Consider the following 13,943-nt stretch of genomic DNA (forward strand, 5'->3'; position numbering starts at 1 on the left):
CTGGGTCCCGTGCGACGGCCCCGCCCCTGGTCAGGGGCGGGGCCGTGCACGTATCCCGCATCACTCCCGAATGGGAGGGATTTCGGTAATCCGGGGCACTTCTCTCCGGTAGGGGGAGCGCAATGTCGAACAAGCGTGTAGCTTCCGGGGGCATGAGAGCGGGGGAGCAGACGGCGGAGTCGGGGGGCTTCTGTCCGTGAGGCCCGGTGGGCGGCCATAGTTGGCAACCATTGGGGGACTGGGGGGTGGCTGGCTCGATGGGAGTGCGGCTCATGGTGGTCGACGACCACCGACTGCTCGCCGAGGCGCTGGCCTCGGCGTTGAAGCTGCGGGGGCACCGGGTGCTCGCCGCGGCGGCGCCCGCCGCGGGCGCGGCGGAACTGGTGATCAGCAGGGCACCCGAGGTGTGCCTGCTCGGTACGGCGACACCCGCCGAGCCGGGGATCTTCGATCCGGTGGTCAGGATCAAGCGGGAACGACCGCAGGTGGCGGTACTGGTGCTCGGCCCGGTGCCCAACCCGCGCGGCATAGCCGCCGCGTTCGCCGCGGGCGCGTCCGGCTACGTACGGCACGACGAACGCATAGAGGGTGTGGAGCGGGCCATCATGAAGGCCCGCGCGGGAGAGGCGGCGGTGGCGCCGCAACTGCTCCAGAGCGCGTTCAGCGAACTGCTGAACCCGGCGGCCCAGCCGGACGACGAGGGCCAGCGCCTGCTCCAGATGCTGACCCCGCGCGAGGTGGAGGTCCTGGTCCGCGTCGCGGACGGCGAGGACACGAGGCTGATCGCGGCGGGCATGGGCATCGCCCCGTCGACGGCCCGCACCCACGTCCAGCGGGTCCTGATGAAGCTGGGCGTGGGCTCAAGACTGGAGGCAGCGGCCCTGGCGGCCCGAACGGGGTTGCTGGACCGGGCGGGGCCGGTGGCGCAGGGGGTGTCGGGGGTGGAGGAGTAGGCAGCCGGCAGGCGGGTCCGCCCCACAGGAGGAGGCCGGGCCGACGGCCACGGCTAGGTACGATCCCTGTGGCCCTTGCCCTCCTGCCGGTGCGGCTGGGCGCAGACCGCGTGGTCGACGAGGTCCGTGATGGCGCGGATCTGCCGGACGGCGGTCGTCTCGTCGGCGGGCCGGCTGTGCACGGCGACGGTGATGGACACCCGGCCGTCGCCGGTGGTCGCGGGCCACGCCAGATAGCCGAAGCCGCTGCGCTGTGCCCCCAGTAGCCGCCGCCGCAGCTCAGCGGGGTCCAGGCCAGCCCCAGCCCGTAGCGGGAGCCGGGCACCTCGCCGGGGGTGTCGGGCACGGCGACCGTGCGCCGCATCTCGGCGAGCTGGGCGGGGGCGAGGAGCCGGCCGCCGAGGAGCGCCGAGAAGAGTATCGATGAACAGGACACCGGTGGGGGCATCACGCAGTCCAGTGTCCAGCTGGGGAACCGGACCACCCAGGTACATCATCGAGGCGGCGGCGCCCCCGAAGCCGTCCTGGTCGATGGGGATGACCCGCACCGTCACATGGCCCTCCTCGATCTCGCGCCGGAGTTGAGTGAGCGATGTCTGTCGGGCGGCCACGCGGACACGTAAAGCGAACTCGTGGACGACCGATTCGTACGTGAGGGAATCCTCGCTCTCTATGACCGCGCGCCGCCGCATCCGGTACTCCACCCGAGGGGACAGCTCACTGTTGGGCGGCTCCGGGCAGTTGTAGCTGAACACTGCTCGGGCGTAGTCGGGGGTCTGGAGCAGTCCGGGTACGTAGCCGATGGACACCTCGTGGAGGAACCTCGCATGATGCTCCGCTTCGGCGACGTCCAGATTCACCTGGGGCAGGACTCCCCGGTAGTCGTCCCACCAGCCGCGCGACGAACAGAGGCGGCTGCAACGCCTGGTTCTGAGACTTCTCTACTGACGGGGGATCGGGGTGCCATCCGCGGTGCAGAGCAGAGTCCTGGGAACCACCGACCTGGACCAGCTCAAGATCCTTCGAGCCCGCGCCTATGAAGTGACCGACCCGGCCGACCTCTTCGCCCCCGAGTGACGTAGGAGGGCCGAAGCGGCTCCGCCCTCTTCCCTCCCCCTCCTGCTACGCGGAGGCCTGCTCCTACTCCTCCACGCGCCCCGCATGCTCCGCCGGCCGGATCGGCCGCAGCCAGAGCCACGCCAAGAAGAACACCCCCAGCGCGAGCATGCCGAGGCCCGTCCACAGGTTGATGTTGACGCCCTCCGCCTTGTCGATCTCGGCGTCGGACGCGGTGATGCCCGCGAGGGTGACGATGACGCCGTAGACCACGAAGAGGCCGCCGATGATGCGGCGGATGTCGAAGAGGCGGGCCGCGGTGGTGGACCTGCCCTCCAGTTCGGTGACCTCGCGCAGGACGTCACGCTCGGAGTACCCGGAGCGGGCGGCGTGATCGGGGTGCTCCCGCCCGCCGTGCTCGGCGTCGTCGTGGCGCCCGGAGTGCTCAGGAGGCTCGGGGAAGTCGGACATCGGTTTGGTCCTCCGGTGGTCAGAACGAGAACGGGATGTAGCAGGCGGCGGCCAGCACGACCGCGCCCCAGCCCAGCAGCGCCGGCCGGCGGTACCACGCGTCGTCGCCCTTCGCCGGCGGCTCCTCCATGCCGGGCATGGGGGTCCCCCCGGTCGAGCGAAGCCGAGACTGGGGGAGGGTCCCGTACACCAGCCCCTGGAGGTCCTCCTCTGGCTTCGGCGCGGTGAAGAGGGACACCGCGACCATCACCACCGCTCCCGCCACGAACCCGGCGATCGCGGAGACGAAGTTGGCGCCCTGGTCGGTGGGGATGTCGAGGACGTCCCGCTTGTAGAGGACGAAGTAGTTGACCATCGCGGCCGTCGTCCCGGCGAGCACCCCCCAGAAGCCGGACTTCATCGACGCGCGCCGCCAGAACATGCCGATGATGAAGACGACGAACATCGGCACGTTGAAGAAGGAGAACAGCGTCTGGAGGTAGCTCATGATGTTGGAGAAGGACGACGCGAGGAACGCCGTCCCGATCGATGCCAGCACCCCGACCGCCGTGATGAGCCGCCCGAAGCGGACGTAGTACTCGTCCTCGCGGCCCCGGACCGCGTACTTCGCCCAGATGTCGTTGGTGAACACCGGGTTGAAGGACGACACATTGGCCGCCATGCCCGCCATGAACGCGGCGAGGAGCCCGGTGACGGCGATGCCGAGGACGCCGTTCGGGAGCAGATCCTGCATGCTGCCGTAGTAGAAGGGCATCATCACCAGGCCCAGGAAGACCATGGCCGGGATGGCGCCGATCCAGTACCAGTGGGTGGTGTAGACGCCGTACTGCGCGCTGTTCGCGGCCATGCCGAGGATCTCGGTGGCGCCCAGGTTGGCCGCGATGAACGCATGCGCGGCTCACTTCGGTAGGCGGCTTTGCAGGGATGACGGCAGCGGGGCAGGGGGCGGCGGAGGCCGGTGACACCAGTGGTGCCACCGGTTGGTGTTCTGGTGATCTTTGTTTAATTGTGATGGTGACGGGGGTGGGTACTTGTGCTTTGATGTGTTCGGTTCTGTTTGGTGAGCTCGATGTCGTGACGGCTTGATCGCTTGATCGCTCGATTGCGGGTACGGATGGGGAGTCCGGCGTGAAGAAGACCTCGACCCGGCTGGCCGACGGTCGTGAGCTGATCTACTACGACCTGCGCGACGACACCGTGCGCGACGCGGTGGACAAGCGCCCCCTGGAGCGCACCCTCACCACTTCGGAGGTACGCAGGGACCCGCTCCTCGGCGACTCCGTCGCGATCGCCTCCCACCGGCAGGGCCGCACGTACCACCCGCCGGCCGACGAATGCCCCCTGTGCCCTTCCCAGGGCGACCGGCTCAGCGAGATCCCCGACTCCTCGTACGACGTCGTCGTGTTCGAGAACCGCTTCCCGTCACTGGCCGGCGACTCCGGCCGCTGCGAGGTCGTCTGCTTCACCTCGGACCACAACGCGTCCTTCGCCGACCTCACGGAGGAGCAGGCCCGCCTCGTCCTGGACGCCTGGACCGACCGCACCGCGGAGCTGTCGCATCTCCCCTCCGTCGAACAGGTCTTCTGCTTCGAGAACCGGGGCGCGGAGATCGGCGTGACCCTCGGCCACCCCCACGGGCAGATCTACGCCTACCCCTTCACCACTCCCCGCACCGCCCTCATGCTGCGCTCGCTCGCCGCCCACAAGGACGCCACCGGCGGGGAGAACCTCTTCGACGCCGTACTGGAGAGCGAACTCGCCGGCGACCGGATCGTCCTTGAGACCGAGCACTGGGTGGCGTTCGTGCCGTACGCGGCGCACTGGCCGTACGAGATCCACCTCTACCCCCGCCGCCGCGTGCCGGACCTCCTGGCGCTCGACGAGGACGCGCGTGCAGAGTTCTCCCAGGTTTATCTGGAACTCTTGAGGCGCTTCGACCGGATCTTCGGCGAAGGTGAACCGCCCACGCCGTACATCGCCGCCTGGCACCAGGCACCGTTCGGCGCGCTGGAGGAGTTCGAGGGCGTCAACCGCGACGACTTCGCGCTCCACCTCGAGCTTTTCACCATCCGCCGCACCTCCGGCAAGCTGAAGTTCCTCGCGGGTTCCGAATCCGGCATGAACGTGTTCATCAACGACGTGCCGCCGGAGCGCGCGGCCGAGCGACTGCGAGAGGTAGCGAGTTCATGAGCGGCAAGTACCTGGTCACGGGTGGTGCGGGTTACGTCGGCAGCGTGGTCGCCCAGCATCTGCTGGAGGCGGGTCACGAGGTCGTCGTCCTCGACAACCTCTCCACGGGCTTTCGCGAGGGCGTACCGGCGGGCGCGTCCTTCGTCGAGGGCGACATCCGGGACGCCGCGAAGTGGCTGGACGCGTCCTTCGACGGGGTGCTCCACTTCGCCGCGTTCTCCCAGGTCGGTGAGTCCGCCGTGAAGCCCGAGAAGTACTGGGACAACAACGTCGGCGGCACCATGGCGCTGCTCGGCGCGATGCGCGAGGCGGGCGTGCGCACGCTGGTCTTCTCGTCGACGGCCGCCACGTACGGCGAGCCCGAGACGACCCCGATCGTGGAGTCCGCGCCGACCCGCCCGACCAGCCCCTACGGCGCCTCCAAGCTCGCCGTCGACCACATGATCACCGGCGAGGCGGCCGCCCACGGCCTGGGCGCGGTCTCGCTGCGCTACTTCAACGTGGCCGGCGCCTACGGCTCCTGCGGTGAGCGGCACGACCCCGAGTCCCACCTGATCCCGCTGGTCCTCCAGGTCGCGCAGGGCCGCCGCGAGGCGATCTCCGTCTTCGGCGACGACTACCCGACGCCCGACGGCACCTGCGTCCGCGACTACATCCATGTCGCGGACCTCGCCGAGGCGCACCTGCTGGCACTGGACGCCGCGGTGGCCGGCGAGCACCTCATCTGCAACCTGGGCAACGGCAACGGCTTCTCCGTCCGCGAGGTCATCGAGACGGTCCGCAAGGTGACCGGTCACCCCATCCCCGAGGTCGTCGCCCCCCGCCGCGCCGGCGACCCGGCGATCCTGGTCGCCTCCGCGGCCACGGCCCGCGACCGCCTCGGCTGGAACCCGTCCCGACCGGACCTCGCGGGGATCGTGGCGGACGCGTGGGAGTTCGCGCGGCGACAGGCCGGATGAGGCCGTCCCCGGCCGTGCACCGGTGAGGGTGTCGGCCGGGTGGGCGTCGGCCGAATGGTGGGTGTGGGCCGGGAAGCCGGTCGGTAGGTTCGGCCGGTGTCGCGGTCGGTAGGTTCGGCCGGATCGTCGGCCGGTGGGCAAGGAAAGGTCAGGGTCAGGGCATGAGCGAGGCCGTAGAGGGCGAGGCCGTGGAGGTCGGAGCGGTGGAGTCCGGGGTCGTCGAGTCCGGGGCCGTGGAATCCGGGGCCGAGGTCGCTGTCGCCGAGCGGTTCGAGAAGCTGTACGGGACGGCGCCGGAGGGGGTGTGGGCGGCGCCGGGCCGGGTCAACCTGATCGGCGAGCACACCGACTACAACGACGGCTTCGTCATGCCCTTCGCCCTCCCGCACACCACCGTCGCCGCGGTCTCCCGCCGCACGGACGGCGTCCTGCGCCTGCACTCCTCCGACGCGGACGGCGGTGTGGTCGAGCTGACGCTGGACGGGCTGGCCCCCGAGACGGACCGCGGCTGGACGGCGTACCCGGCGGGCGTCGTCTGGGCGCTGCGCGAGGCCGGCCACGCGGTGACCGGCGCGGACGTGCACCTGACGTCGACGGTCCCGACGGGCGCGGGCCTGTCCTCGTCGGCCGCGCTGGAGGTCGTGGTGGCCCTCGCCCTCAACGACCTCTTCGACCTCGGCCTGAAGGGCTGGCAGCTGGCCCGCCTCTGCCAGCGCGCGGAGAACGTCTACGTCGGCGCGCCCACCGGCATCATGGACCAGACGGCGTCGGCGTGCTGCGAGCAGGGCCACGCCCTGTTCCTCGACACCCGTGACCTCTCCCAGAAGCAGATCCCCTTCGACCTGGCGGCCCGGGGCATGCAGCTCCTGGTCGTCGACACCCAGGTCAAGCACTCCCACAGCGAGGGCGAGTACGGCAAGCGCCGCGCCGGCTGCGAGAAGGGCGCGGCCCTGCTGGGCGTGGACGCCCTGCGGGACGTGGCGTACGACGACCTCGACGCGGCGCTGGAGCGCCTCGGCGACGAGGAGGAGGTCCGCCGCCTGGTCCGCCACATCGTCACGGAGAACCACCGGGTCGAGCAGGTGGTCGCGCTGCTGGAGGCGGGCGAGACACGGGCGATCGGCCCCGTCCTGATCGAGGGCCACGCGTCACTGCGCGACGACTTCCGCATCTCGTGCCCCGAGCTGGACCTGGTCGTCGACACGGCGATCGCGTCGGGCGCGCTGGGCGCGAGGATGACGGGCGGTGGCTTCGGCGGCTCGGCGATCGTCCTGGTCGAGTCGGCGGACGCGGACACGGTCACGAAGGCGATCCAGGAGGCGTTCGCAGCGGCGGACTTCACGACGCCGAGGGTGTTCGTGGCGGTGCCGTCGGCGGGGGCGCGGCGGGTGTCGTGAGGGCGGGGGTCTGGGCGCCTGAGGCCTGAGGTCTTGGAGCCTGAGGTCCTGAGATCTTGACGTCTTGAGACGAGGTGGGCGGTGCCGGGATCATCGGGTGCCGCCCACGTGCTTCTTGGCCCGCCACCCGCGTGGCTGTAGGCGGCTGCCGCCCAAGTACGTCCCGCCTGCCGCCCAGGCATGTCCGGCACGGCCGCCCAAGTACGTCCGGCCGCCGGAACCCAAGCGGTGTTTCGGACCGCCGCCCTCATATTCCGGTCACGCCCCTGCCCCGAGCCAGCGGACGGATGTCGCACATTTCATCCGCGAACGCGCAACATTCCCCCGACATCGCGCCGTTGACGCGCAACTTCGCGCCCCACACCTGAGTATGAACACTCATGCATCCCGCTCGCCCCGGCCACGACACTGTCACAGCAAATAGCTAAAGTGGTCGATGAGGTGCCGGCTTCACGGGGGAGGGCATGATGCTGGACGGCGGTTCGACGGGCGGCGCGACGAGTCCCTCGTGGGTGTCGGGCATCTTCGACACCGCACGCGACGCGGCCGCGGACGTGGCGACGGAACTGACGTCGTTCACGGCGTTCAAGAAGCGCGTGGACCAGTTGATCACCGACCTGAAGGACTCGGACGCGGGTCCCGGCAAGGTGGGCCAGGAGCCGCTGACCCGGGCCCAGTTCGGCGGTGGCAACGGCGAGTGGGCGCAGGCGGCAGGCCTGTTCACCGCGTACGAGACGGTCATCACGGAGCTCGAGAACCTCTCCAAGCTGCTCTCCGACTCGATGGAGGGCATGGGCATCGCCGTCATGGCGTCCCACAAGGGCTACCAGAACATCGACCTGGACATCCGCGACCGCATGGCCGCGATCAGCGCGGAGACGACGGAACACTACGGCGGCGCGTACGACCCCGGCCTGCCGACGTCCCCCGCGGCCCCGCCCCGCGACGCGACGGCGCCCGGGGAGACGGGGAGCGCGCCCCACACCAAACCCCGGACACCGACGAACGGTGGCGACGCGGGAGGCACGATCTGATGCCCGGCGGCAACCCTTTCGAGGACATGAGCCACGAGCGCATGCTGCAGTGGCTGGACGAGGCGAACAGCGGAACGGTGCAGGCGGCCGCGGACCGCCTGGCCAAGGCGGCGGAAGAGATCCACAAGATCGCGGAGGAACTGAAGATCCGCCCCCAGTGGGTCGAGTGGAAGGGCGAGGGAGCGAACGCGTTCCGCACCTGGACCGCCGACCTCGCCAACTCCACGCTCCGCCTGGGCGACTTCAGCGAAAGCTCAGCGAAATGGCTGGCACAGACGTCATCGGCGATCGCCCGAGCCCAGGCAGCGATCCCCCGCGACCCGAAGGGCGCCGAGGCCAACCGGGTCGCGGCGGCATCGGCCCCGAACGACCCGGACGCGGACACCATCTCCACCAAGTCGGCCGCGGAACTCGCGGCCCTAGCAGAAAACAAGGAGAGGGTCCGCCGGGAGGCAGCCGCCGAGATGACCAAACTGGGCCAGGCGTATGAGTTCTCGGCGGTGCAGCTGAACGCGCTGGAGAGGCCTAAGTTTCCGCCGCCGCCGGACGCGGTTCTGCCGGACAGGCAGGAAGACGTCCGCGGTGGCTCAGTCCAGGTCGGTTCGGGTCCAGCAGCCTCGAGTACCTCTTCGAACGGCGGCTCGATTGCTTACTCGGGCAATGCCGACAGTCGCCACGCCATTGTCGATCACCGGCGAACATTGGATGTCCCTTCGCGCGAGCATGTCGCACCGGTGGAGAAGGCGCCACCGACCCGGATGGGAATCGACTCCATCGAGACGCCACTGCCGGAGAAGCAGACTGCGGCTGGGCCGGTCAGCGGCCAGCCCGGCCCGGGGCGTCCAGACGGGACTAGTCACTCGCCTCCGACCGGCCTGGTTCCCTCGATTCCCGGAGGCCGACTGGGCGTTACCCCTGAAGGTTTCTCAGCACAGGGACGATCCGGAGCAACCGGCCGCGTGCCGCAGTTGCCCAGCCAAGCTCCTGTCCCTCCGAATCCAGCACGGGTACCGGGCGGAACGGGCATCATCGGCGGTCGTCCGACCCTTCCGCCGATGGGCGGGCAAACGGGAGCGATCCATCGAGGAACAGTGGTTGGAGGGCCGACGACTGGTCGTGCCCCGCACGGTCCAGCGCCAGGGACTACGAGTCCCGTGCCGCGGGGTGCCGGTCTGCAGGGTCAGTCACCTGGCCGCCGTCCCCCGGGGCCCAACGCTGGTGTCATTGGTGGCACTCCACAACGAACAGGTCGTGTTTTGCCTGGGCCCAGCGGTCTGATCCGGCCCGGAACAGCCGGAACCGGAAAAACTGGTAGCGCACCGGGAGGCGGTGTTGTGGGCGGGGCCACCAATGTGCCTCGCTCTGATGAACCCAGGAACAGGCAGACAGCACGTACACCTGCGCCTAATTCGTCGCCTGATGGTCCTCGTCGAAACCGACGCCCGATCCGGTCGGACCCCGATGAGGGGACCGGTCGATCGGACAACGGCCGCAACGTGCCTCCAGCCATCGACTGATGGGCATCCAGGAGTGAAGACAGGGAACGTTATGCGCACTGCCAGCCTGCGGCGTGGGCGAACTCGTGCCGCCGCATCAGCGCTACTCGGCCTGTTGCTGGTGGGGGTAGCAGGAGTACCGGCCCACGCCGAGACGATCCGTGAGCAGCAATGGTTTCTGGATGCCATGAAAGCTGACCAAATGTGGCGATCCAGCACTGGCAAGGGAATCACGGTCGCTGTCGTCGACTCAGGAGTCGATCCGGCTACTCCTGACTTGTCGGGTCAGATCCTGCCTGGAAGGGATTTTGCCGGGGACCAGCCGGGAGACGAACGAACCGATTACTCAGGGCATGGCACGGGAATGGCTGCTCTTATCGCCGGGACTGGAGCTGCAAATGGAGGGGCGGGGGCGTTTGGACTAGCTCCCGGAGTGAAGATCCTCCCGATCCGCATGCCGAAGGCGGGTGCAGCGTCCAACCAGGCGGAGGGTAACAAGCGATTTAACCAGGTCGCTCCTAAGGCGATCCGATATGCCGCGGACGCGGGCGCCAAGGTCATCAACATCTCTCTGGCTCGTACAGCAGGGTCACCGCAGCTCACGGAGGCGGTGAGGTACGCCCTGGACAAGGGCTCGCTGATCTTCGCCGGAGTGGGCAATGACGGCGATGAGGCGAACCAGGTCATGTACCCGGCAGCGACACCAGGCGTAGTTGGAGTGGCAGCAGTCGGTCGAGATCTCCACAGGACGGACGAGTCGCAACATGGACCGCAGGTCGACGTAGCCGCGCCCGGAGAAGACATGGTCGCGGCCTGTAAGGGTGGCACCGGCTTCTGCAAGTCCCACGGCACCAGCGACGCCACAGCCATCGCGTCAGCGTCGGCGGCCCTCATCTGGTCCGAGCACCCCACCTGGACCAACAACCAGGTTCTCCGCGTCATGCTCAACACCATCGGCGCCCCCACCGACGGCGCCAAGCGCAACGACTCCATCGGCTACGGCATCGTCCGCCCCCGCGTCGCCCTGCAGAACCCCGGTGACCCCGGCCCCGCCGACGAGTACCCGCTGCCGGACCTCGCGGCCTCCGCATCCGCGCCGCCGTCCCCCGAACCGTCGTCCGTGACGGACGCCGCCGACGCCCCGGCCAAGGACAAGAGCGCAGAGGAAACGTCTTCGGAGTCCAAGACGGACACCTCCGTATGGATCGCCTTCGGTGCCCTCGCCGTGGGGCTTCTCTGCGTGACCGCGGTGGTCCTCGTCCGTAAACGGCGAGCTGCTAACGCCGCTGCGTCCTACCCGACGATTATGCACTCCCCAGGAAGCCAACCCCCGAATCCGGCCGCGAGCTTCCCGAATGCGCCGCACTACCCTCCCCCGGCCGCCGGAAGTGACATCCCTCCCGGCCGAGGACCGGACGCCGCAGTCTGAGGGCGGTCGGGCGCCTCGTATTCCGCGCCCAGCAAGCCAGCCGTACCGGCAATGAGACACATCAACAATCGGCAGCGCCGTGAACCTGGACGAGGAACGGGAGAGTACCGCGCATGGCGTGGGACGAGTGGGAGCAGTTGAAGTCGCAGGCGGCGGAGCGGCAGCCCGACGGAATGCGGCTGAACCAGCTGGAGACGAGCAGTGGGTCGGCCGGCAGCCCGGGCTCGGGCAAGTACGGGGATCTGACCGCCAGCCAGGGCGACCTCGCAAAGATCGGTGAGCACGCCTTCGATCTCCACGGGAAACTGTGGGACAAGGGCCGCACTCCCGTGTCCAGCAGTGACAAGGCGGCAGGCGACCTGATGAAACAGGGTCTCGCTCTGGGCGGCGCGCTTCAGCATGTGTCGACCCGCTGGGAGGAGCAGCTGACCTCACTCAGGGACGCCTGCGCCCACATCTCGAACCACATGACGGTCTCGAAGAAACTACACATCGACGGCGATCACTACATCGGTCGCAAGTTGAGCAGCATCGACACCTTGGACGCCGGCTTCGACGAACGAGTCGGAGCACCCGGCGAGAAGAACCCGTTGTACGGCGAAGCGGCTGACAAGGGCAAGAAGGACGACTGATGGATCTCGACGCGCTCCGATTCGCCAGCTTCAAGCTTCTCGACGACGCCATCGAGGACTGGTCGACCACGGTCAGCAATCTGGCTGAACTGAAGGAGGCGGCCGACAAGGGGCTCAGGGGCGCCGCGAACAAGGCGAACTGGACCGGCGAGAACGCCACGGTCTCCAAGGAGTTCATCGGGAAGACGGCCGGCGAGTTCGAGGACGCGCATACGCAGGCCGAGTCCATCCGGAACATTCTCAGGGACACCCGCGGGGAACTGAAGGGGTACCAGGACAAGCTCCAGGCCGCCATCAGCCGCGGACTCAAGAAGAACCTGACGGTCACCTCCACGCAGGGCGGTGGTTTCACCGTGACGATGAATATCCACCCCGACCGCGCCGCGAAGGGGACGACGGTTCCCGAGCACGACGCGAAAGACGTGACCGCCCTGCGTGACGAGGTCCAGAAGATCCTCGACGGAGCCACGGAGAGCGACAACTCGGCGAGCAGGGTCCTCAAAGCGCTCGTGGACCAGACCGAACTGGGCTTCTCGGACGCGAGCTACAAGAACCGCGACTCTGCCGCAGATGCCCTCAAGCGGGCCGACGACCTCGCCAAGCTCGCGAGGAAGAACCCGGAAGACCTCACGGAGCGGGAGTTCGACCGGCTCAACGACGGCCTCAAGAAGTACGCGAAGGACGATCTGTTCGCCGCCGAGTTCGCGACGAGCCTCGGGGCGCGCGGAACTCTGGATTTCTGGGCCGGTATCAACGACCCGAACGGCCCGCGAGACTTGCGCATTGGACGATCGGACCAGTTCGACGAGCTGCAGAAGAACCTCAGCCTCACCCTCGCCAACGCGAGCCAGAGCGACACGGCTGGTATGACCGAGTGGAAGAACACCATGGTCGGTCTGGTGGACAAACCGGTGAGCCGCGAGGGCGTGTACGCGATCGGCGGTCAGGTCATGAGCAACCTCATGCGGTGGGGTGACTTCGACGACAAGTTCCTCCACCGGTACGGCGACAAGCTCATCGAGACCGAGAAGAAATTCACCGGCAACGGCCGCCACGGTGCCTGGCAGCCCCTGGGTATGGACCCGCTGCTCAATCACACCGGAACCGATTCCGGCTGGGACCCGATGACCGGATACCTGAAGGCCCTGTCCAACAACCCGGACGCGGCGACCCAGTTCCTCAACGACACGTTCGTCACGAAGAACGAGGACCATGACTTCACCGAGCAGAAGGGCGGCAAGGAGGTCAAGAGGTCCCTCACCAACTTCGACTACCTCTTCGAGGAGCGCGACTGGCCCCAGGAACTGGACTCCAAGGGCGAGGACAGCATCGCCGGCCGCAACAACCTCGCCATGGCAATCGAAGCCGCGACGACGGGGCATCCGGCAGGAGAAATGCCGACGGTGGACACACCGCCTCACAATGCTTCGCAGGCGAGACTGATGGAAAGTCTGGTGACCTCTATTTCAGAGGACCCAGGACGTCTGACGGACCACGGATACATGTCCGACAGTGTCGGGCAGATCACCTCGGAATACCTCGCGGACATCAACCGTGCCACGGCTGACGCCGCTCCCGGTAACGACAGCATCACCCGTCTCTTCCCCATCGCCGGGGTGCCTGCCGAGTTGGATCACAGGGACGTGACCCGGTTCCTCGTTTCCCTCGGGCAGAACCCTGAGGGGTATGCGGCCGTGGAAGTGGGCCAAAAAACTTATATGGCGCGTCTCATGGAGCACCACCTCAACCCCGATCTCCCCGAATCTCAGCGCTATGAGCAAGGTGCCGAGACCACAGTGCGGGAAATTGCGCGCAGATCCGGGGAGATCGGCGGAACTCTTGGGATCGGCCGTACCGAGGCGGTTCTCGGGCCTGGCAACGAGCAGGACGGCGACTTCGAGTACGCGGTGACCCAGGAGAAGAACCTGGTCGCGGGTACGGTCGGGCTCGGCGTGGCTGTCGGTACGTCCTTCATCGCCACCCCCGCGGTCGGTGCCGGTGTCGGCGCCGCTGCCGGTACCGTGACGAGTCTGGTACTGGAACAGTTCTACAAGGATTCCGAACCGGAGTTCCGCAAGGAGCTCGGTAGCAATATCGCTGAGCGCTGGGAGAACACCAAGGACGCCAATACGGCGATGAGTCACAACGCCGCCGTGGCGGCAGCCGACGCCCATCGGTCACCGTATGCCGATCAGGTGGAGGAGTGGACTCGTATGGGCACCCAGGACGGTTTCAACGACGCGTCGACCGCGGGTCATCACATGGCGAGGGACCTTGAGACGGAAATTCCGGATTGACGGAAATATGTGGAGGATTTCGTTGCGAT

Annotated in this window: 10 protein-coding genes and 1 pseudogene; 8 read left to right on the plus strand and 3 right to left on the minus strand. The window is 68.1% G+C overall.

The window, feature by feature from the left end; translation table 11 throughout:
• Positions 1 to 257 precede the first annotated feature (257 nt).
• Positions 258 to 953: a helix-turn-helix transcriptional regulator gene (locus tag ACZ4Z3_RS29585; RefSeq protein ID WP_468503893.1), complete on the plus strand. Its 696-nt coding sequence runs from the start codon at positions 258 to 260 to the stop codon at positions 951 to 953.
• 53 nt (positions 954 to 1,006) lie between these two features.
• On the opposite strand, the gene ACZ4Z3_RS29590 is transcribed toward ACZ4Z3_RS29585, so the two are convergent.
• The 3 genes and pseudogenes from ACZ4Z3_RS29590 to ACZ4Z3_RS29600 form a co-directional block, all read right to left on the minus strand.
• Entirely contained in the window at positions 1,007 to 1,813 is an 807-nt protein-coding gene (locus tag ACZ4Z3_RS29590; RefSeq protein WP_468503894.1) for a Scr1 family TA system antitoxin-like transcriptional regulator, read from the minus strand.
• A gap of 280 nt (positions 1,814 to 2,093) precedes the next feature.
• Positions 2,094 to 2,480: a hypothetical protein gene (locus ACZ4Z3_RS29595; RefSeq protein WP_468503895.1), complete on the minus strand. Its 387-nt coding sequence runs from the start codon at positions 2,478 to 2,480 to the stop codon at positions 2,094 to 2,096.
• 19 nt (positions 2,481 to 2,499) lie between these two features.
• Positions 2,500 to 3,213: pseudogene (locus ACZ4Z3_RS29600) on the minus strand (sodium:solute symporter family transporter); the annotation flags it as partial.
• Positions 3,214 to 3,608: 395 nt separating this feature from the next.
• Here ACZ4Z3_RS29600 and galT point away from each other — a divergent pair.
• The 7 genes from galT (at position 3,609) to ACZ4Z3_RS29635 (ending at position 13,914) form a co-directional block, all read left to right on the plus strand.
• Complete coding sequence (gene galT, locus ACZ4Z3_RS29605; protein ID WP_468503896.1) at positions 3,609 to 4,670, plus strand: galactose-1-phosphate uridylyltransferase; 1,062 nt, start codon at positions 3,609 to 3,611, stop codon at positions 4,668 to 4,670.
• A complete protein-coding gene (galE, locus tag ACZ4Z3_RS29610) occupies positions 4,667 to 5,629 on the plus strand; it encodes a UDP-glucose 4-epimerase GalE (RefSeq protein ID WP_468503897.1) in 963 nt (320 codons plus the stop codon). Before galT ends, galE begins: the two co-directional genes overlap by 4 nt.
• Before the next feature lie 161 nt (positions 5,630 to 5,790).
• Entirely contained in the window at positions 5,791 to 7,026 is a 1,236-nt protein-coding gene (galK, locus tag ACZ4Z3_RS29615; protein ID WP_468503898.1) for a galactokinase, read from the plus strand.
• A 464-nt stretch (positions 7,027 to 7,490) separates the two neighbouring features.
• A complete protein-coding gene (locus tag ACZ4Z3_RS29620; protein ID WP_468503899.1) occupies positions 7,491 to 8,060 on the plus strand; it encodes a hypothetical protein in 570 nt (189 codons plus the stop codon).
• A gap of 1,683 nt (positions 8,061 to 9,743) precedes the next feature.
• The gene (gene mycP / locus ACZ4Z3_RS29625) at positions 9,744 to 10,985 is read left to right on the plus strand and encodes a type VII secretion-associated serine protease mycosin (protein WP_468503900.1); all 1,242 of its coding nucleotides are present in this window, start codon (positions 9,744 to 9,746) and stop codon (positions 10,983 to 10,985) included.
• A 113-nt stretch (positions 10,986 to 11,098) separates the two neighbouring features.
• Complete coding sequence (locus ACZ4Z3_RS29630; protein ID WP_468503901.1) at positions 11,099 to 11,617, plus strand: hypothetical protein; 519 nt, start codon at positions 11,099 to 11,101, stop codon at positions 11,615 to 11,617.
• Positions 11,617 to 13,914: a DUF6571 family protein gene (locus ACZ4Z3_RS29635; RefSeq protein ID WP_468503902.1), complete on the plus strand. Its 2,298-nt coding sequence runs from the start codon at positions 11,617 to 11,619 to the stop codon at positions 13,912 to 13,914. The genes ACZ4Z3_RS29630 and ACZ4Z3_RS29635 overlap by 1 nt, the downstream gene beginning before the upstream one ends.
• The last annotated feature ends 29 nt before the right edge of the window (positions 13,915 to 13,943 follow it).

This window comes from Streptomyces sp. NPDC030296 (genome assembly GCF_055572815.1).